General features: G+C 72.9%; 16 protein-coding genes and 1 pseudogene. 6 read left to right on the forward strand and 11 right to left on the reverse strand.

Annotated elements, in window-relative coordinates; all coding sequences use genetic code 11:
- Window positions 1-2 precede the first annotated feature (2 nt).
- Together H0S66_RS20710 and H0S66_RS21100 are read right to left on the reverse strand one after the other, a co-directional pair.
- Window positions 3-326: a hypothetical protein gene (locus H0S66_RS20710; protein WP_246305181.1), complete on the reverse strand. Its 324-nt coding sequence runs from the start codon at window positions 324-326 to the stop codon at window positions 3-5.
- Between the two features lie 207 nt (window positions 327-533).
- A pseudogene (locus H0S66_RS21100) lies at window positions 534-629 on the reverse strand (CPCC family cysteine-rich protein); the annotation flags it as partial.
- Between the two features lie 95 nt (window positions 630-724).
- On the opposite strand from H0S66_RS21100, the gene H0S66_RS18905 reads away from it, so the two are divergent.
- Window positions 725-2029 carry an HNH endonuclease signature motif containing protein gene (locus H0S66_RS18905; protein ID WP_179616733.1) on the forward strand — a complete coding sequence of 435 codons (1305 nt, stop codon included), beginning with the start codon at window positions 725-727 and terminating at the stop codon, window positions 2027-2029.
- A 15-nt stretch (window positions 2030-2044) separates the two neighbouring features.
- Here H0S66_RS18905 and H0S66_RS18910 read toward each other — a convergent pair whose 3' ends face one another.
- Window positions 2045-2476, reverse strand: coding sequence for a hypothetical protein (locus H0S66_RS18910; RefSeq protein WP_179616734.1), 432 nt, complete (start codon window positions 2474-2476; stop codon window positions 2045-2047).
- 83 nt (window positions 2477-2559) lie between these two features.
- On the opposite strand from H0S66_RS18910, the gene H0S66_RS18915 reads away from it, so the two are divergent.
- Window positions 2560-3246, forward strand: a complete 687-nt coding sequence (locus H0S66_RS18915; protein WP_179616735.1) for a TetR/AcrR family transcriptional regulator — start codon at window positions 2560-2562, stop codon at window positions 3244-3246.
- Window positions 3247-3264: 18 nt separating this feature from the next.
- Here H0S66_RS18915 and H0S66_RS18920 read toward each other — a convergent pair whose 3' ends face one another.
- Complete coding sequence (locus H0S66_RS18920; RefSeq protein ID WP_179616736.1) at window positions 3265-4548, reverse strand: acetyl-CoA C-acetyltransferase; 1284 nt, start codon at window positions 4546-4548, stop codon at window positions 3265-3267.
- Between the two features lie 133 nt (window positions 4549-4681).
- Here H0S66_RS18920 and H0S66_RS18925 point away from each other — a divergent pair, with 133 nt between their 5' ends.
- Both H0S66_RS18925 and H0S66_RS18930 read left to right on the forward strand, forming a co-directional pair.
- The gene (locus H0S66_RS18925) at window positions 4682-6016 is read left to right on the forward strand and encodes a 3-oxoacyl-ACP reductase (RefSeq protein WP_179616737.1); all 1335 of its coding nucleotides are present in this window, start codon (window positions 4682-4684) and stop codon (window positions 6014-6016) included.
- On the forward strand, window positions 6016-6912 hold the full coding sequence (locus tag H0S66_RS18930; protein ID WP_179616738.1) for a MaoC/PaaZ C-terminal domain-containing protein: 897 nt from the start codon (window positions 6016-6018) through the stop codon (window positions 6910-6912). Before H0S66_RS18925 ends, H0S66_RS18930 begins: the two co-directional genes overlap by 1 nt.
- A 3-nt stretch (window positions 6913-6915) precedes the next feature.
- On the opposite strand, the gene H0S66_RS18935 is transcribed toward H0S66_RS18930, so the two are convergent.
- The 4 genes from H0S66_RS18935 to H0S66_RS18950 form a co-directional block, all read right to left on the reverse strand.
- Window positions 6916-8121 carry a peptidoglycan DD-metalloendopeptidase family protein gene (locus tag H0S66_RS18935; protein ID WP_179616739.1) on the reverse strand — a complete coding sequence of 402 codons (1206 nt, stop codon included), beginning with the start codon at window positions 8119-8121 and terminating at the stop codon, window positions 6916-6918.
- Between the two features lie 125 nt (window positions 8122-8246).
- Window positions 8247-9104: an acyl-CoA thioesterase gene (locus tag H0S66_RS18940; protein WP_179616740.1), complete on the reverse strand. Its 858-nt coding sequence runs from the start codon at window positions 9102-9104 to the stop codon at window positions 8247-8249.
- Window positions 9104-9961 (reverse strand): acyl-CoA thioesterase, encoded by an 858-nt coding sequence (locus tag H0S66_RS18945; protein WP_179616741.1) that lies wholly within the window; start codon window positions 9959-9961, stop codon window positions 9104-9106. Before H0S66_RS18945 ends, H0S66_RS18940 begins: the two co-directional genes overlap by 1 nt.
- A gap of 1 nt (window position 9962) precedes the next feature.
- Window positions 9963-10910 (reverse strand): proteasome assembly chaperone family protein, encoded by a 948-nt coding sequence (locus tag H0S66_RS18950; RefSeq protein ID WP_179616742.1) that lies wholly within the window; start codon window positions 10908-10910, stop codon window positions 9963-9965.
- Window positions 10911-11086: 176 nt separating this feature from the next.
- Here H0S66_RS18950 and H0S66_RS18955 point away from each other — a divergent pair, with 176 nt between their 5' ends.
- Window positions 11087-12286, forward strand: a complete 1200-nt coding sequence (locus H0S66_RS18955) for a thiolase family protein (protein ID WP_179616743.1) — start codon at window positions 11087-11089, stop codon at window positions 12284-12286.
- A complete protein-coding gene (locus H0S66_RS18960) occupies window positions 12286-14355 on the forward strand; it encodes a 3-hydroxyacyl-CoA dehydrogenase NAD-binding domain-containing protein (protein ID WP_179616744.1) in 2070 nt (689 codons plus the stop codon). The genes H0S66_RS18955 and H0S66_RS18960 overlap by 1 nt, the downstream gene beginning before the upstream one ends.
- Window positions 14356-14392: 37 nt before the next feature.
- Here H0S66_RS18960 and H0S66_RS18965 read toward each other — a convergent pair whose 3' ends face one another.
- Genes H0S66_RS18965 through dxs form a run of 3 tightly spaced genes read right to left on the reverse strand, consistent with a single transcriptional unit; the run spans window position 14393 to window position 17632 of the window.
- A complete protein-coding gene (locus H0S66_RS18965) occupies window positions 14393-14971 on the reverse strand; it encodes a hypothetical protein (RefSeq protein WP_180923688.1) in 579 nt (192 codons plus the stop codon).
- Window positions 14860-15744 (reverse strand): hypothetical protein, encoded by an 885-nt coding sequence (locus H0S66_RS18970; RefSeq protein ID WP_180923690.1) that lies wholly within the window; start codon window positions 15742-15744, stop codon window positions 14860-14862. The genes H0S66_RS18965 and H0S66_RS18970 overlap by 112 nt, the downstream gene beginning before the upstream one ends.
- Window positions 15728-17632: a 1-deoxy-D-xylulose-5-phosphate synthase gene (dxs, locus tag H0S66_RS18975; protein ID WP_179616746.1), complete on the reverse strand. Its 1905-nt coding sequence runs from the start codon at window positions 17630-17632 to the stop codon at window positions 15728-15730. The genes H0S66_RS18970 and dxs overlap by 17 nt, the downstream gene beginning before the upstream one ends.
- Window positions 17633-17656 lie beyond the last annotated feature (24 nt).

Genomic DNA, 17656 nt, shown 5'->3' on the forward strand with positions numbered 1-17656 from the left:
CGCTAGCCGGCGAGCCTGACCACGCCGCTGCGCACCTCCCGCCAGCGTCGCGCGAGGGTCCTCGGGCGGCTGTGGCGCAGCAACCACCAGGCGGTGCGGAGCGGGTGGCCCCGGTAGTGCCGCTCGTCCTTGATGAGCCGCGAGAAGAGCTCGAGGTGAGCCCTCGAGCGACTGATGCCCTGGCGATCGTCGAGCTCCTGCAACCGCGAGCGGACCTGCTCGTACGACAGTCCCCCCGCCTCCTCCGCCAGCCGTCGTCGTGCCGCTGCGTACTCATGCAGCCCGTCGGTGGACAGGTCGTCCTTGTTGCGGAGGTCGTCCCGCATGGACTCCTCCCAGTCCTCGTGGGCACGACGCACCCGTGCGAGAAGCTCCTCCGTCACCGGCAACGGTCGCCACGAGGCATCGCGTTGTTCTCCGCGCTGGGGCGCCCGCCCCCTCCCTGGCCGGGGACGGCGCGGGAGGCGGCGTGCCTCGTAGCGCTGCTGCGCCTCGACCAGGGTCTCGCCGTTCGGCCCGCTGAGCTCCCACGGCTCCGTCCCTTCGTCCTCCCACAAGCACACCGGGCACAGCTCGTAGGACGCGCGGCGCGGCAGCGTCTTGTGCCCGCAGCAGGGACAGGGATGCATGACGCCGGAGTCTGCCGCGTCCGCAATCTGCCGACCATCGTCGCAGGTCAGCGCGCTGCGGCGGCGATGTCGGTGCTCAGTGCTTGAGTAGGTGCATGCTGACCGAGACGGACCTCGCGGGCGGGCCGGTCCGGGTCGATGACCTGGACCGGAGCTCGGTGCTGTGGCTCGCCGAGCAGGCCAAGGCACGCGAGGCCGCGGCGGCCCTGGCGGTGCTGCACGCGGCGATCCGATGGTGCGAGACCAACCCCGTCGAGGACCCGAAGTGGGCGGCGGGGTTCGGGGAGGTCGGTGCTGACCTGGACTGCCCGGAGAGGATCGGTGGTGACGGACGTCCGTTGGTCGCTGCGTTCTCCGCCGAACCGCTGGCCGTGGCGATGGCGATCTCCACCACCTCCGCCCTGACACTGATGGCCGACGCGCTCGAGCTGGCGCACCGGTTGCCGCGGGTGATGGCCAGGGTAGAGGCCCTGGAGGTGCCGGTGTGGCGTGCGCGCAGCATCGCCCAGGCCACCAGCGGCCTCTCACCCGACGCAGCCGCCTACGTCGACGCCGAGATCGCCGCCCGCGCGCACCGGGTCGGGCCCGTGGTGCTGGCCCGGCTCGTCGAGACCGCTCGGGCCCGCTACGACACCGACGCCCACGAGGAGGCCGAGGAGGCCGCGCGAGAGTCCTGGGACGTGACCCTGACCCACGGCGACGGCCGCGACCAGCGGTGGTTGGGGACCTCGTGGATGCAGATCACCGGCGACAGCGCCACCCTGGCCGACCTGCAGGACCTGGTCGGTCGTGTCGCCCACGACCTGCTCGCCACCCACCCCGACCTGTCCCTGCCCCGGCGCAGGGTGCTGGCGCTGCAGGTCATCGTCGACCGGGCCCGCGCCCACGGTGACGCTCCCGCCCCCGGACGGCCCTACAAGGCCTACGTGCACCTCACCGCGACCCTCGAGGGCGACATCGCACCCCTGGGACGGGTGGAGGACCTCGGGCCCGCTACCAGTGCCCTGATCCGCGACTGGCTCTCTGGCTCCCGGGTCACCGTGACGCCGGTCCTCGATCCCGACCGCGGCGACCCCGTCGACGCCCACGACCCACCGGAGTGGATGCGCGAGCAGGTCATCCACCGCGACCAGCACTGCGTCTTCCCCGACTGTCGCCGCCCAGCCCGACGCTGCGACCTCGACCACATCGACCCCTACGACCCGCTCGGTCCGCCCGGCCAGACACGGCCCGAGAACCTCGCCCCCTTGTGCAGGCGACATCACCGCGCGAAGACCACCACCGACCCCACCCGGCAGTGGCGCTACCGACGGACGGCCCACGGCCACTACACCTGGACCGGACCCGAGGAACAACGGCTGGTCGTCGTGCCAGGCGTCGGCACCTACTCACCGGCCTAGCCGAAGCACGCGCCGCTACTGCGACGCGGCCTTCGGCTGACAGGCCAAGGCGTCGACGCTGGTCGTGTACACGTCCTCGATGCTGTCGTAATAGGTCCACGCGCGCGTCGCCGGGTCCGCCACGCAGAACGAGAGCGCCGGGACGCCCCGTACGTCGGGGTAGGTCCCGTAGTTCTGCACGACGTTGTCGCCGGAGAAGGAGAAGTCGGAGCCCTCGACCAGCCGCATGAGCGCCGCATGGTTGCGCGGGTAGCGCTGCGAGTCGGCGTACTCGTCCTCCAGGAGCGCCGTCAGCGCGGCGGCGTCGTCGCTCGTGGCGACCTCGGCCGAGGTCGTCTCTTCGCTCTTCGGGGCGGCCGCCTGGGTCGGGGCCGGCTCGTCCGAGCCGCACCCCGCCAGCACGGCGACGACCAGGACGGCGGCAGGGAGCAGGAGAGGCGTGTGCACGTGCCGATCATGCCCAACCCCGGTCAAGCCACACGCGTCACACTCGTGCAACTCCCAGTTGCACGAGTCGTACACTCACCCCCATGAGCACCCGCACCCCCGAGACCGACGGTCGCAGGTCGGCCGCAGCGGCTCGCCGCCGCGCCCGCGAGGCCGAGATCCTGGCCGCCACGAGGGCGCTCTTCGACGAGCGCGGGGTGCGCGACGCACAGATCGAGGACATCGCCCGGGCGGTGGGCATCAACCGCGCGATCGTCTACCGGCACTTCACCGGCAAGGAGGAGCTCTTCGCGCTCACCCTCGTCGGCTACCTCGACGAGCTGCGGCTCGACCTCGAGCAGGCCGCGGCCGGCGGCAAGGCCCCGGCCCAACGGCTGGGCGACATCGTGGGCGCCTTCGTGGACTACTCGCTCGAGCACCCGGCGTTCGTCGACACCGCCCAGGCGCTGATGCGCCGCTCGGGGCCCGAGCTGCTCGACGAGATCTCCGAGAGCGCGCTCTTCCGCCTCGGCCGCGCCATCTCGGGCGCGCTGGGCATCCTCTCGGGCGCGCTCGAGGACGGCGTCGAGAGCGGCGACTTCACCGTCACCGACCCCACCCTCCTGGCCAACACGCTCTACGCCAGCGGCCTCGGGGCGCTGCAGCTCGCCCGGGTCGGCATCCTGGTCAAGGAGGCCGCCCCGGGCGTGCCCACGGTCGGTGAGATCTCCGCGGCGCAGGTGCGCGAGTACCTCGTCGCCTCGGCCCTCGCGCTGGCCACCCTCAGGTGAGGGTGGCCGCGGCGTGGCTCAGGGAGCCTCGAGGATCGCGGTGACGCCCTGGCCGCCGGCCGCGCAGATGCTGATCAGGCCGCGGCCCGAGCCCCTCTGGTGCAGCAGCTTGGCCAGGTTGGCGATGATCCGCCCACCGGTGGCCGCGAACGGGTGACCGGCGGCCAGCGACGAGCCGCTGACGTTGAGCTTGTCGCGGTCGATCGAGCCCAGCGGGGCGTCGAGGCCCAGGCGCTCCTTGCAGAAGACCGGGTCCTCCCACGCCTTGAGCGTCGAGAGCACCTGCGAGGCGAACGCCTCGTGGATCTCGTAGAAGGCGAAGTCCTGCAGCGACAGGTCGTTGCGCTCCAGCATCCGCGGCACGGCGTACGCCGGCGCCATCAGCAGGCCCTCGCCACCGTGCACGTAGTCGACCGCAGCGGTCTCGGAGTCGACGAAGAACGCGCGCACCTCGAGCCCGTGCTCCTTGGCCCACTCCTCCGTGGCCAGCAGCACCACCGAGGCGCCGTCGGTCAGGGGGGTCGAGTTGCCGGCGGTCATCGTGGCGGCCTCGCCCTTGCCGAAGACCGGCTTGAGCTTGGCGAGCTTCTCGCTCGAGGAGTCGGCACGCAGGTTGTTGTCGCGCTCCAGCCCGCGGAACGGGGTGACCAGGTCGTCCTGGAAGCCGCTGTCGTACGCCGCCGCCAGGTGCTGGTGCGACGCGGCCGCGAGCTCGTCCTGCGCCTCGCGGGTGATCTGCCACTCCAGCGCGGTCAGCGCGGCGTGGTCGCCCATCGACAGCCCGGTGCGGGGCTCGCCGTTCTTGGGCAGGTCGAGCCCGATGTCGCCCGGGCGGATCGAGCCGAGCGCGGCCAGGCGCGACTTGGTGTCGCGCGCGGCGTTGACCTTCATGAGCTTCTTGCGCAGCTTGTCGCTGATCGCGACCGGCGCGTCGGAGGTGGTGTCGGTGCCGCCGGCGATGCCGGCCTCGATCTGGCCCAGGGCGATCTTGTTGGCGACCTGGATCGCGGCCTGCAGACCGGTGCCGCAGGCCTCCTGGATGTCGGTGGCCGGGGTCTCGGGCGCGAGCGCCGAGCCCAGCACCGCCTCGCGGGCCAGGTTGAAGTCGCGGGAGTGCTTGAGCACCGCACCGGCCACGACCTCGCCCAGGCGCTCGCCCTCGAGGCCGTAGCGGGCCACGAGGCCGTCGATCGCGGCGGTGAGCAGGTCCTGGTTGGAGACGTCCGCGTAGGCGGAGTTCGACCGGGCGAAGGGGGTGCGGTTGCCGCCGATGACGGCAACGCGACGCGTAGAGGTAGCCATGGCCCCATCCTTGCGCGCGCAGCCCCGCGGGGAGAAGGGTGTGAGGGGCACGTCACGAAAAGTGGACTCCAAGTTACACGTCTAGTTACATGATCATCAGCCGCACCCGTACTCACTGGAGGAACAGACCCGCATGAGCGACAAGTACCAGAGCTTCAGCCAGTCGCCGATCGGCAAGCTGCTGGTCAAGAACCTCGGCCTGCCCGCCCCGATGGCGCTCGAGCGCTACACCGCCGGCGCCCCGCTGGTCGAGGGCACCGTCGTCACCGGCGGCACCGGCCGCCTCGCCGAGTCGCTGCCGGGTCTGCTCGACACCCTGGGCGTCGCGAGCACCGACGTGCCCGACGAGACCTCGACGTACAAGGGCCTGGTCTTCGACGCCACCGGCCTGACCTCCGCCGAGCAGCTCTCGGCCCTGCGCGACTTCTTCACCCCCCTCATGCGCCGCCTGGCCACCTGCCCGCGCGTGGTCGTGCTCGGCACCCCGCCCGAGCAGGTCAGCGGCTCCGAGCGCGTCGCCCAGCGCGCCCTCGAGGGCTTCACCCGCAGCCTCGGCAAGGAGATCGGGCGCGGCGGCACCGTCCAGCTCGTGTACGTCGCCGAGGGCGCCGAGGCCGCGACCACCAGCACCCTGGGCTTCCTGCTCTCCCCCAAGTCCGCCTACGTCTCCGGCCAGGTCGTGCGCATCGGCGCCACCGGCACCACCGAGGCCGGCACCGTCGACGACCTGCTGCGCCCGCTCCAGGGCAAGGTCGCCCTGGTGACCGGCGCCAGCCGCGGCATCGGCGAGCAGATCGCCCGCGTGCTGCACCGCGACGGTGCCACCGTGGTGGGTGTCGACGTGCCGCAGGCCGCCAGCGAGCTGCAGTCGCTGATGAAGGAGCTCGACGGCGACTGGCTGACCCTCGACATCACCGGCAAGGACGCCCCGCAGCGCATCGCCCACCACCTCGCCGAGAAGCACGGCGGCGTCGACGTCGTGGTGCACAACGCCGGCATCACCCGCGACAAGAAGCTCGCCAACATGGGCGAGGACCGCTGGGACTCCGTCATCGCGGTCAACCTCACCGCCCCCGAGCGGATCAGCCGCGAGCTCCTCGACCAGGGCGTCGTCAACGCCGGCGGCTCGATCATCGGCGTGGCCTCGATCGCCGGGATCGCCGGCAACGTGGGCCAGACCAACTACGCCACCTCCAAGGCCGGCGTCATCGGCCTGGTCGACTCGCTCAAGGACGAGCTGCGCGACGGCATCACCGTCAACGCCGTCGCCCCCGGCTTCATCGTCACCCAGATGACCGCCGCGGTGCCGTTCGCGACCCGCGAGGTCGGCCAGCGCCTCAACGCGATGGCCCAGGGCGGACTGCCGGTCGACGTCGCCGAGACGATCGCCTGGTACGCCTCCCCCGGCTCGACGGCCGTCAACGGCAACGTCGTGCGGGTCTGCGGCCAGATGATGCTGGGCGCCTGATGGCCAGCCCCCAGGTCGAGCGCGCGGCCCGCACCCACGACGGCAGCGCCGGCGTCGGGACCCTGCTGCGCGCCGCCCTGCCCAGCATCCCCGTCGTCGGGTCGCTGCCCGGCGTGCGCAAGGCGAGCCCCGACGGCTTCGAGGGCCTCGCCGTGACGCGGCCCCCGGTCGTCGTCGAGCGCCCCCACGTCGAGGCGTACGGCGACCTGTGCGGCTTCCCGCGCAAGGACGTCGCGCCGCTGACCTACCCGCACATGCTCGCCTTCGGGCTGCACATGGCGATGATGACCGACACCGCCTTCCCGGCCCCGGCCATCGGCACCGTGCACATCGCCAACACCATCATCCGCCACCGCCACGTGGTGGTGGGCGAGCAGGTCGCCGTCGCCGCCCGCGTCGGCCCCTCGCGCCCGCACGCCAAGGGCACCGTCTTCGACTTCGTCACCGAGGTCCGCGACGGCACCGGCGAGCTGGTCTGGGAGAGCTCCTCGGCCTACCTGCGCCGCGGTCGCGGCGACGCCGCCGCCCCGGAGGGCACGGTCCTCCCCGACGCCCCGGCCACCGGCGCGACCTGGTCGCTGCCCGGCGACCTGGGCCGCCGCTACGCGGGCGTCTCGGGCGACCACAACCCGATCCACCTCTACCCGCTGACCGCGAAGGCGCTGGGCTTCCCGCGCCAGATCGCGCACGGCATGTGGAGCCTGGCGCGGTGCGTGGCGGCGCTCGAGAACCGGCTGCCCGAGGCGGTCACGGTCGAGGTGGCCTTCAAGAAGCCGATCCTGCTGCCCGGCAAGGTCGCCTTCGGCTCGCGGCCCACCGACGACGGCTACGCCTTCTCGCTGAGCGACCCGCGCAGCGGTGCCCCGCACCTCGCCGGCGTCAGCCGACCCGCCTGAGCGTCAGCGCGGCCGGCCGAAGACGGTGCGTGCGGTGGTGGCGCGCGCCGCGGTCGGCTGCGCGGCCCGGCGCTCCGAGAAGGTCGCGGTGGCCGGGTCCCAGACCCCGACGTCGGTGACCCGGTTGCCGTCCCAGTCGCCGGTCACCGGCAGGTCACCGGGCTCGCCGAACTGCACCTGCGCGGTCCACACGACGCCCTCGGCGTCGACGCGGCGCAGCGTGAAGGTCGCCGTCGACTGGTCGAAGGTCCCCAGGTCGGTGCGTCCGTCGCCGTCCCAGTCGCCAGTGACGGCCAGTTCGGAGGACGCGCCGAGCGGCACGCTCGTCGTCGACCCGTCGGCGGCGCGCAGGTGGAAGGCCGCCTCGCCCGGGCGGCGTACGCCGACCTCGTAGCGGCCGTCGCCGTCCCAGTCGCCGGCCACCGGCTGGTCACCGGCGGCCCCGAAGGCGATGCGGGTGCGACCGCTCGCCAGCTTGAGGGCGAAGGTCGCGGTGGCGGGGGTGAAGACGCCGATGTTGGCCACCCCGTTGCCGTCCCAGTCGCCGAGGACCGGCTCGTCGGTGGCGGTGCCGAAGCGGCGCACCTTGGGCGCCTTGCCGGGGCGCAGCACCTGGAACTGCGAGCGGGCCTCGCGCCGGTAGACCACCAGCTCGGCCGGCGCCCCGCCGATCATGTTGGCCGCCAGCGGGACGTCGACGCAGTTGGTCGAGCGCTGCGTCGAGCCGTAGACGAACTCCGCGCCGCCGAACCACGCGGTCTGCACCGAGCCAGAGGCCCGCTGCTCGTAGTGCAGGTGCGCCCCGGTGGAGTTGCCGGTCGACCCGACCGTGCCCAGCTGGGCGGCCTGGTCGAGGCGCTGGCCGACCGCGACCGTGACGGCGTTGAGGTGGGCGTAGAGCGTCGACTCGCCCCCGCCGTGGTCGACGACGACGTAGTGGCCGTAGCCCTTGGTGCTGGTCGCGTTGGCGGTGGTCACCGTCCCGGGGGCCGAGGCCACCACGGGGTCGTCGACGTCGTCGGCCCGGTTCCAGTCGATCGACCTCGTGCTCGGGCTGTGGTTGCTGCGGGTGGTGCCAGTCCACTCCTGCCCGCAGGGGAAGGGCATCTCGTGGTCGGCGCCGGGGGCGGCGTGCGCGGGGGTCGCGAGCACCACCAGCGCCGGCGCGAGCAGGGCCGCGGGCAGGACCGTGAGCAGGGGCAGACGCATGATCGGGGTCCCTCGGGGGCGGGGGGCGGTCCGGTCACACGCTCCTCAGGAGCGCTCAACCGCCACATTGGTCACAAAAGTAACCATGTGTCGGCGTGTCTGTCACGAACTACATCGCTGTAATGCTATTGGCGAGGGCGGATGAGGCCCTCCTGGGCCACCGTCGCCACCAGCGTGCCGTCGCGGGTGAAGACCCGACCGAGGGCCAGTCCGCGCCCTCCTCGGGCGGCCGGCGAGACCTGGTCGTAGAGCCACCACTCGTCGGCCCGGAAGGGCTGGTGGAACCAGATCGTGTGGTCCAGCGAGGCCATCTGCACCTGCTCGGGCGTGACCGGGTGGGCGGACAGCGTGGCGCCCAGCAGGCTGATGTCGCTGGCGTAGGTGAAGGCCGCCAGGTGGGCGGTCGGGTCGTCGCCCAGGTCGCCGTCGACCCGCAGCCACAGCCGCGACCGCGACGGGTGCTCCGGGTCCTCGGGCAGACCCCGGCCCGAGCTGCCGACCCAGCGCGCGCCCAGCGCGGCCCACTCCTTGGCCAGCGCCTCCGCCTCAGGCGTCCCGGCGCGGCGCATCATCTCGACCATGTCGACCGCGTCCTCGGGGTCGACGACGTCGGGCATCAGGTCCTGGTGCTCCAGACCGTCCTCGGGCACCTGGAAGTTGGCGGTGAGGTAGTAGATCGGCCGGCCGTGCTGGCGCGCGGCCACCCGACGGGTCAGGAACGAGCGGCCGTCGCGGATCCGCTCGACGTCGTAGACGATCGGCACCTGCGGATCGCCGGGCAGCAGGAAGTAGGAGTGCATCGAGTGCACGACGTACGCCGGGTCGACGGTGTGGATGCCGGCGCACAGGGCCTGTGCCGCCACCTGGCCGCCGAAGACCCGCGGCCGGGTGGTGCGGGCCTGACGGCCGCGGTAGAGGTCGGTGTCGATGGTCTCGAGGTCGAAGAGCGCGACCAGCTCCTCGAGGGAGGTCTCCTCGCTCATCACCGACCCCCCGCCGGGCGCATCCTGCGGATCAGCGCCTCCTGGGCCACCGAGGCGACCAGCACCCCGTCGCGGTCGAAGATCCGGGCGTTGACCAGGCCGCGCCCGCCGGTGGCGACCGGGGAGTGCTGGTCGAAGAGCCACCAGTCGTCGGCGCGGAAGGGCCGGTGGAACCACACCGAGTGGTCGAGCGAGGCGACCATCACCTCGCGGGTCCCGATCGAGATGCCCTGGGGCGAGAGCGCTGCGCCCATGATCGTGGCGTCGGAGGCGTAGGTGAAGGCGGCCGCGTGGAGCAGCGGGTCGTCGGGCAGTGCGTCGTTGACCCGCATCCACATCTGCTGGCGCCCCGGGTGGTCCTCGTCGGTGGGCAGCAGGTCGTGGGAGGAGCCGACGTAGCGGAAGTCGAGCACGTCCCACTCGGTGAAGGAGCCGTCGGCGCCGCGGATCTTGTCGTTGACCGCCAGCGCCTCCTCGGGCGCCGGCACCTGCGGCATCCGGTCCTGGTGCTCGTAGCCGTCCTCGGGGCGCTGGAGGTCGACGGTCATCACGTAGATGGGCCGGCCGTGCTGGCGGGCCAGCACCCGTCGCGTGGCGAAGGAGCGGCCGTCGCGCAGCCGCTCGACGTCGTAGACGATCGGCGCGCCCGTGTCACCGGGCTGGAGGAAGTAGGAGTGCAGCGAGTGCACGGCGTAGTCGCCCTCGACGGTGCGGTCGGCCGCGACCAACGACTGCGCGGCGACCTGGCCGCCGAAGACGCGGGGCAGGATCGAGGCCTGCTGGCTGCCGCGGAAGAGGTTGTCGTCGATCGTCTCCAGGTCGAGCAGCTCGAGCAGCTCGGCGGTGGTGCGGGGCATCTCAGTCCTGGTCCTCGGCGTCGGGGTTCTCGAGGCCGGCGAGGAACTGCTCGAACTCGTGGCCGAGCTGGTCACCGGTGGGCAGCGGCTGGTCCCGGGCCAGCAGGTTGTCCCCGGACTCCTCGGCCCGCTCGAAGGCGTCGTACTGGCGCTCGAGCGCGGCGACCACGTCACCGACCTCCTCGTTGGCCTCGAGGTAGCTGGAGATCTCGGCCTCGCGGTCCTCGGCCTCGGCGCGCAGCCCGGAGAGGTCGACGGTGAGCCGGCCGGCGAGCTCGACCTGCTCGAGCAGCACCGCGGCGGCCTTCGGGTAGTCGAGCTGGGCCAGGTAGTGCGGGATGTGCGCGACGAAGCCCTGGGCGTCGTGGCCCCACTCCCCCAGGCGCACCTCGAGCAGCGCCTGCGCACTGGCCGGCACCCGCAGCTCGCCGCGCCACGGGCTCGCGCCCAGCAGCAGCTCGGAGTTGTTCGCGTGGTGCGTCACCGCGATCGGGCGGGTGTGCGGCACCGCCATCGGCACCGACCCCATGCTGATCACCCGGGTCACGCCGAAGCGCTCGACGACCTCGCGCACCGCGCGGCAGAAGCCCTCCCAGCGGTTGTCGGGCTCGGCGCCGTTGAGCAGCAGGTACGGCGTGCCGCCGCTGTCGCGCAGCAGCCGCACCACCAGCCGGGGCGCGTCGTAGGAGTCGTAGCGGTCGACCACGAAGGAGATCGCGGGGCGTCGCGCGCGGTAGTCGTGGAGCCGGTCGACGTCGAAGGTCGCCACCACCCGCCCCGCGCCGTCGTCGGTGCCGGCGACGTCGGCCAGGTGCTGGGCGGCGCGCGCGGCCGCGTTGCCGGCGTCGAGGAACCCGTCGAGCACCACCACCATGGTCAGCGTGGACTCCTCGGAGGCGTCGATCTCGGCCACCTCGTCGACGATGTGCACCAAGCGGGTCTCGCTCACGGGTCTCCTCGTGTCAGCTGTGGTCGTGCGGTCGTGGGGCCCGGGGCGAACCGGCCACGCCGCCACGATATTCCCTGCCCACCCCGGGGGGACGGGCCGTCCGGGCACAGTTGGTTACCGAGGGGTAACCTAGGCGCGACCGACACCCACCACACCAGCCCCACCCAGGAGAACCGGTGCCCCGACAGCTACGAGAGGTCGTCTTCGTCGACGGCGTGCGCACCCCCTTCGGCAAGGCCAAGGGACAGTACGCCGAGACGCGGGCCGACGACCTCGTCATCAAGTGCATCCGCGAGCTGATGCGCCGCAACCCCTCGCTGCCGCCCGAGCGCGTCGACGAGGTCGCGGTCGCGGCCACCACCCAGATCGGCGACCAGGGCCTGACCATCGGCCGCACCGCCGCGCTGCTCTCGGGCCTGCCGCAGAGCGTGCCCGGCTTCGCCATCGACCGCATGTGCGCCGGCGCCATGACCGCGGTCACCACCACCGCCTCGGGCATCGCCTTCGGCTCCTACGACGTCGCGATCGCCGGCGGCGTGGAGCACATGGGCCGCCACCCGATGGGCGAGGGCGTCGACCCCAACCCGCGCATCATGTCCGAGCGCGTGGTCGACCCCGACGCGCTGGTGATGGGCAAGACCGCCGAGAACCTGCACGACCGCTACCCCACGATCACCAAGGAGCGTGTCGACGCCTACGCCGTGCGCTCCCAGCAGAAGACCGCGGCGGCGTACGACGCCGGCACCATCCAGCAGGACCTGGTGCCGGTCGCGACCCGCTCGGCCGACGAGGGCTGGGGCCTGGCGCTCAGCGACGAGCCGATGCGTCCCGCCACCACCATGGAGTCGCTGGGCTCGCTGAAGACGCCCTTCCGCGCCCACGGCAAGGTGACCGCCGGCAACGCCGCGGGCATCAACGACGGCGCGACCGCCGCGCTGCTCGCCGACGAGGAGACCGCGCGCGAGCTGGGCCTGCCGGTGCGGATGCGTCTGGTGGCCTACTCCTTCATGGGCGTCGAGCCCGAGGTGATGGGCGCCGGCCCGATCCCGGCGACCGAGAAGGCGCTCAAGCAGGCCGGCCTCACCATCGACGACATCCAGGCCTTCGAGGTCAACGAGGCCTTCGCCGTGCAGGTGCTGGCCTTCCTGGAGCACTTCGGCATCGCCGACGACGACACCCGGGTCAACCCCTACGGCGGCGCGATCGCGATGGGCCACCCGCTGGCCTCGTCGGGCGTGCGCCTGATGACCCAGCTGGCCCGCCAGTTCGAGGAGCGCCCCGAGGTCCGCTACGGCCTGACCACCATGTGCATCGGCATCGGCATGGGCGGCACCGTGATCTGGGAGAACCCGCACTACACCGGAGAGGCAGCCTGATGAGCGACCTGACCACCCTGCTGGCCCGGGCCGAGGAGATCAGCTCCGACGCCGAGCGCGTCACCCAGGCCCACCTGCGCAAGGTCACCCTGCCCCGCGGGGCCGGCGTGATGGGCCTGATCACCCTCGACAACGGCGAGGACCACACCAAGCCCAACACCTTCGGCCCGCGGGGGCTGATCGCGCTCAACACCGCGATCGACGCCGCCCTGGCCGACGACGAGGTCACCTCGATCGGCGTGACGGGCAAGCCGTTCATCCTGGCCGCCGGCGCCGACCTGACCAGCATCGCCTCGAGCGGCGCCGCCGGCGTGCGCGTCGTGGCAGAGCTGGGCCACGCGGTCTTCCGCAAGCTGCAGGACGGCGGCAAGACCTCCTTCGGCCTGGTCAACGGCCTCGCGCTGGGCGGCGGCCTGGAGGTCGCGCTGCACTGCGACTACCGCACCGTGATGGACTCGGCGCCGGCCCTGGGCCTGCCCGAGGTCATGCTCGGCCTGGTCCCCGGCTGGGGCGGCGCCTACCTGGTGCCGAACCTCGTCGGCGCCGACGCTGCGGTGACGCTGGTCCTCGAGAACCCCCTCAACAACGGCAAGACCCTCACCGGCCAGCAGGGCTTCGAGCTCGGCCTGGCCGACGCGGTCTTCTCGGGCGCCGACTTCCTCGAGCAGTCGCTGCTCTGGGCGGCCGACGTGCTCAACGGCGACGTGCTCGTCGAGCGCCCCGAGGTCGACCGCGGCGAGGCGTGGGACGCCGCTGTCTCGCGCGCCGCCACCGTGGTGCGGGCCCGCACCGGCGGGGCCAGCCCGGCCGCCCAGCGCGCCGTCGAGCTGATCTCGGCCGCGCGCAGCGCGAGCCGCGACGAGGGCTTCGCCGCCGAGGACCAGGCGCTCGAGGACCTCTCCCAGACCCCCGAGCTGCTCGCCAGCCTCTACGCCTTCGACCTGGTGCAGAAGCGCGCCAAGCGCCCCGTCGGCGCCCCGGACCGCTCGCTGGCCCGCCCGGTCACCAAGGTCGGCATCGTCGGTGCCGGCCTGATGGCCAGCCAGATGGCGATGCTCTTCGTGCGCCGCCTCGAGGTGCCGGTCGTGCTGACCGACCTCGACCAGGACCGCGTCGACAAGGGCGTGGCCTACGTGCACGCCGAGATCGACAAGCTGCTCGCCAAGGGCCGCATCGGCCAGGACAAGGCGAACCGCCACAAGGCCCTGGTCACCGGCGCGGTCGAGAAGGCGGAGGTCTTCGGCGACGCCGACTTCGTCATCGAGGCCGTCTTCGAGGAGATGTCGGTCAAGAAGTCGGTCTTCGCCGACGTCGAGAAGGTCGTCTCGCCGACCTGCGTGCTGGCCACCAACACCTCCTCGCTGTCGATCTCCGAGATGGCCGCCGACCTCGAGCACCCCGAGCGGGTCGTCGGCTTCCACTTCTTCAACCCGGTCGCGGTGATGCCGCTGCTCGAGATCGTGCAGGGCTCGGCCACCGACGACGCCACGCTGGCGACCGCGTTCGCCACCGGCAAGGCGCTGAAGAAGACCACGATCCTGGTCCAGGACAGCCCCTCCTTCATCGTCAACCGCCTGCTGGGCCGCTTCATGAGCGAGGTCAGCCGGGTCGTCGACGAGGGCACCCCGATCCAGACCGTGGACGGCTCGTTCGCCGGCGTCGCCCCGATGCCGCCGTTCACCCTGATCGCCCTGGTCGGCCCGGCCATCGCGCTGCACAACACCGAGACCCTGGCGGCGGCCTTCCCCGACCGCTTCTACGTCTCGCCGGCCCTCGAGCGGGTCGTCGCGGCGCGCAAGGGTGCCTACTTCGCCCCCGACGGCAGCCTCGACCCCGAGGTCGAGGCTCTCCTCGAGACCCCCGCCGACCCGGTCGTGCTCTTGCCCGAGCAGGTGCGCACCCAGGTGCTCAGCGGGCTCGCCGAGGAGGCGCGCCTGATGCTCGACGAGGGTGTCGTGGCCGGTCCCGAGGACCTCGACCTGGCGATGATCACCGGCGCCGGGTTCTCGTTCTGGAACGGCGGGCTGACGATGCTCCTCGAGCGCGAGGGCCTCGGCTCGTTCCACTGATCCACCCGCAGCACCCGCACCACCCGGGCCGCCCGGCTCAGTCGTCGTACGTCGCGACCATGAGCCGGGCGGCCCGCTGCGCGAGCTGGTCCTCCCCCAGGCCCACCAGCCGCCGCAGCGCCGCCTCGTCGCCGGCGCCGTCGAGCAGCACCCACAGCACCTGCTCCCCGAAGCTGGCGGCCAGGTGCTCGGCCGCCCACCACGACAGCCCGTAGTGGGCGGTCGAGCCGTCGGCGTTGAAGGTCGCGTCCTCGGGCATCCGCACCCGGCCGGCCGCGAGGTCGTCGCGGACCGCGACCAGCGCGACCTCGGGCAGCGCCCGGTCCTCGGGCGCCAGCGGGCGCACCGACACCCACTCGGCGACGCCCTCGGCCAACCAGACCGGGGCGTCGTCGTCGCGCGCCCCGACGGCCACGTGGGTCACCTCGTGGCGCAGCAGGCGGTCGCGGGTGCGCCCCTGCGCGGAGGTGCGCTCGGCGCCGGCGGAGGCCAGGACCCGCGGGTTCAGCACGATCCGGGTCGAGGCCAGCCCCGAGTCGGGGTCGCGGGGGTCGGCGGCCACCGGCACCGCGACGGCGTCGAGCGCGGCCGCGTCGCCACCGGGCAGGTCGGCCACCGAGGCCAGGGCGGCCGTGGTCGACAGCGCGTAGAGGACACCTGGTTGCTCCAGTCGAAGGGCACCACGGCGCTGACGTCGCCGACCGCGCGCTGGGCGGCGTCGAGCAGGCCGGGGGCGGCCGCCACGCTGGCGTCGTCGAAGACCCCGAGCACCCCGGCGACCTCGCGCACCTGCACCGGGCCGCGGTCCCAGGGCTGGGGCACGACCCGGTTCCGCTCCTCCCACGCCTCGTCGGTCACCGAGGCCAGGCGCAGCCGCTGCCGCTTCCCGCCGCCGGGCTCGAAGAGGTAGCGGTCCCGCGCCACCACCGGGGTCTCGTCGTAGCCGCGCAGCTGCAGGTGCACCTCCACCACGACCCAGTAGGAGTCCTCGACGCGCAGCAGGTCGGCGGGGTCGAAGCGGTAGTCGACGACCTCCAGCGGCAGCTGCGCGAGGTTGTCGAAGTACTGCGCCTGCTCGGCCCGGAACGCCGGGCGCCCCGTGGCCAGCGCCCGGTCGAAGCGGCCCCGGTCCTGGCGGCGTACGCCGGCGGCGCGCAGGTCGAGCGTGCGCTGCACGGCCGCGACCACCCGGCGCGGGGCGGGCTGCGCCGAGGTCGTCTGGCCGCCTGTGGGCTCGCCGTCGCCGGCGAGCAGCGTGCACGACGACAGGACCAGGGACAGGACCAGCGACCCTGCCAGCCCGGCCAGCCCCGTCAGCAGTGCCTGCGGCCCCCTCCCGAGGGGCCCGAGCGCTTCTCCCTCCCCGGTGCGCTCAGCGGGGCCGTTCAACGGGTTGCTCGTGCTCGAGGGGAGAACCCGCCGACATCGCCTCGACGATGCCGCGCGCCAGCGACTGCGGGCTCAGCCCGATGCGCTCGAGGATGACCGCGCGCTTGGCGTGGTCGAGGAACTCCTGGGGCACACCGTGCAGGCGCACCGGCGTGGTGACGCCGGCGGCGTTGAGGGCCTGCAGCAGGCTCGCGCCGCAGCCACCCTGCACGCCGTTGTCCTCGATGCTGACGACCAGCTCGTGGTCGCGGGCCAGCTCGATGAGCGCCGGGTCGACCGGCTTGACCCAGCGCGGGTCGACGACGGTGACGCCGATGCCCTGCGCGACCAGCCGGTCGGCGACCTCGACGGCGGTGGTCGCCATCGAGCCGACCGCCACGACCAGCACGTCGCGGGCCCCGCTGCGCACCAGCACGTCGCAGCCGCCGGCCCGGTCGACGGCCTCGATGTCGGCGGGCGGCGGGCCCTTGGGGAAGCGCACCACGGTGGGGGCGTCGTCGACCGCGACGGCCTCGTCGAGCAGCTCGCGCAGCCGGGTGGCGTCGCGCGGCGCGGCCAGGCGCAGCCGGGGCACCACCTGGAGCACCGACATGTCCCACATGCCGTTGTGGCTGGCGCCGTCGTCGCCGGTGACGCCCGAGCGGTCGAGCACGAAGGTGACCCCGCAGCGGTGCAGCGCGACGTCCATCAGCACCTGGTCGAAGGCGCGGTTGAGGAAGGTGGCGTAGACCGCGACCACCGGGTGCAGCCCGCCCATCGCGAGGCCGGCCGCGGAGGTCGCCGCGTGCTGCTCGGCGATGCCGACGTCGAAGGTGCGGTCGGGGAAGTGCGCCTGGAACTTGTCGAGGCCCACCGGGTGCATCATCGCGGCGGTGATGGCCACGACGTCCTTGCGGCGGTGGCCGATCTCGACCATGTCGTCGGCGAAGTGGTCGGTCCAGATCCGGCCGCGGGCCTTCTCCTCGCCCGACTCGATGTCGAAGGGCTGCGGGGAGTGGAACTGGTCGGCCTCGTGGCGCTCCGCGGCGTCGTACCCGAAGCCCTTGCGGGTCAGGGCGTGCACGATGACGGGCGCGCCGTACTTCTTGGCCTGCGTCAGCGCGGTCTCCATCGCGGCCCGGTCGTGGCCGTCGACGGGACCGACGTACTTGAGCCCGAGGTCCTCGAAGAGGCCCTGGGGGGCCAGCGCGTCCTTGAGGCCCTTCTTCATCGCGTGCAGGGCGTCGTAGGCCGCGGAGCCGACGCCGGGCACCGCGTTGAGGCGCCGCTTGACCATGTCGAGGACGGTCTCGTAGCGCGGGTCGGTGCGCAGCGAGGTGAGCGCGGTGGCCAGCCCGCCCACGGTCGGGGTGTAGGAGCGCCCGTTGTCGTTGACCACGATGACCAGGCGGCTGCTCTGGGCGACCGCGATGTTGTTGAGCGCCTCCCAGGCCATGCCGCCGGTCAGCGCGCCGTCGCCGATGACCGCGACCACGTGGCGGTCCTCGCCGCGGATCGCGTAGGCCTTGGCCAGGCCGTCGGCGTAGCTCAGCGCGGTCGAGGCGTGGGAGTTCTCCACGATGTCGTGCTCGGACTCGGCCTGGCTCGGGTAGCCCGACAGGCCGCCCTCCTGGCGCAGCGTGTCGAAGTCGCCGGCACGCCCGGTGAGCATCTTGTGCACGTAGCCCTGGTGACCGGTGTCGAGGACGATCCGGTCGCGCGGGGACTCGAAGACCCGGTGGATGGCCATCGTCAGCTCGACCACGCCGAGGTTGGGGCCCAGGTGGCCGCCCACCTTCGACGTCGAGCGCACGAGCAGGTCGCGGATCTCGCTCGCGAGCGTCTCGAGCTGGGCCTCGTCGAGGCTGCGGAGGTCACGCGGTCCCGAGATGGTCTCGAGGATCGACATGGGGCTCCTTGCTGCCGGGGGTGC

The organism is Nocardioides marinisabuli (assembly GCF_013466785.1).
Classification (GTDB): Bacteria; Actinomycetota; Actinomycetes; order Propionibacteriales; family Nocardioidaceae; genus Nocardioides; species Nocardioides marinisabuli.

Excerpts from the sequence above, each read along its gene's own strand:
- H0S66_RS20710 (WP_246305181.1), bottom strand. The coding sequence starts at position 326 with ATGCGGGACGACCTCCGCAACAAGGACGACCTGTCCACCGACGGGCTG.
- H0S66_RS18905 (WP_179616733.1), top strand. The coding sequence starts at position 725 with ATGCTGACCGAGACGGACCTCGCGGGCGGGCCGGTCCGGGTCGATGAC.
- H0S66_RS18915 (WP_179616735.1), top strand. The coding sequence starts at position 2,560 with ATGAGCACCCGCACCCCCGAGACCGACGGTCGCAGGTCGGCCGCAGCG.
- H0S66_RS18920 (WP_179616736.1), bottom strand. The coding sequence starts at position 4,548 with ATGGCTACCTCTACGCGTCGCGTTGCCGTCATCGGCGGCAACCGCACC.
- H0S66_RS18925 (WP_179616737.1), top strand. The coding sequence starts at position 4,682 with ATGAGCGACAAGTACCAGAGCTTCAGCCAGTCGCCGATCGGCAAGCTG.
- H0S66_RS18930 (WP_179616738.1), top strand. The coding sequence starts at position 6,016 with ATGGCCAGCCCCCAGGTCGAGCGCGCGGCCCGCACCCACGACGGCAGC.
- H0S66_RS18935 (WP_179616739.1), bottom strand. The coding sequence starts at position 8,121 with ATGCGTCTGCCCCTGCTCACGGTCCTGCCCGCGGCCCTGCTCGCGCCG.
- H0S66_RS18940 (WP_179616740.1), bottom strand. The coding sequence starts at position 9,104 with ATGAGCGAGGAGACCTCCCTCGAGGAGCTGGTCGCGCTCTTCGACCTC.
- H0S66_RS18945 (WP_179616741.1), bottom strand. The coding sequence starts at position 9,961 with ATGCCCCGCACCACCGCCGAGCTGCTCGAGCTGCTCGACCTGGAGACG.
- H0S66_RS18960 (WP_179616744.1), top strand. The coding sequence starts at position 12,286 with ATGAGCGACCTGACCACCCTGCTGGCCCGGGCCGAGGAGATCAGCTCC.
- dxs (WP_179616746.1), bottom strand. The coding sequence starts at position 17,632 with ATGTCGATCCTCGAGACCATCTCGGGACCGCGTGACCTCCGCAGCCTC.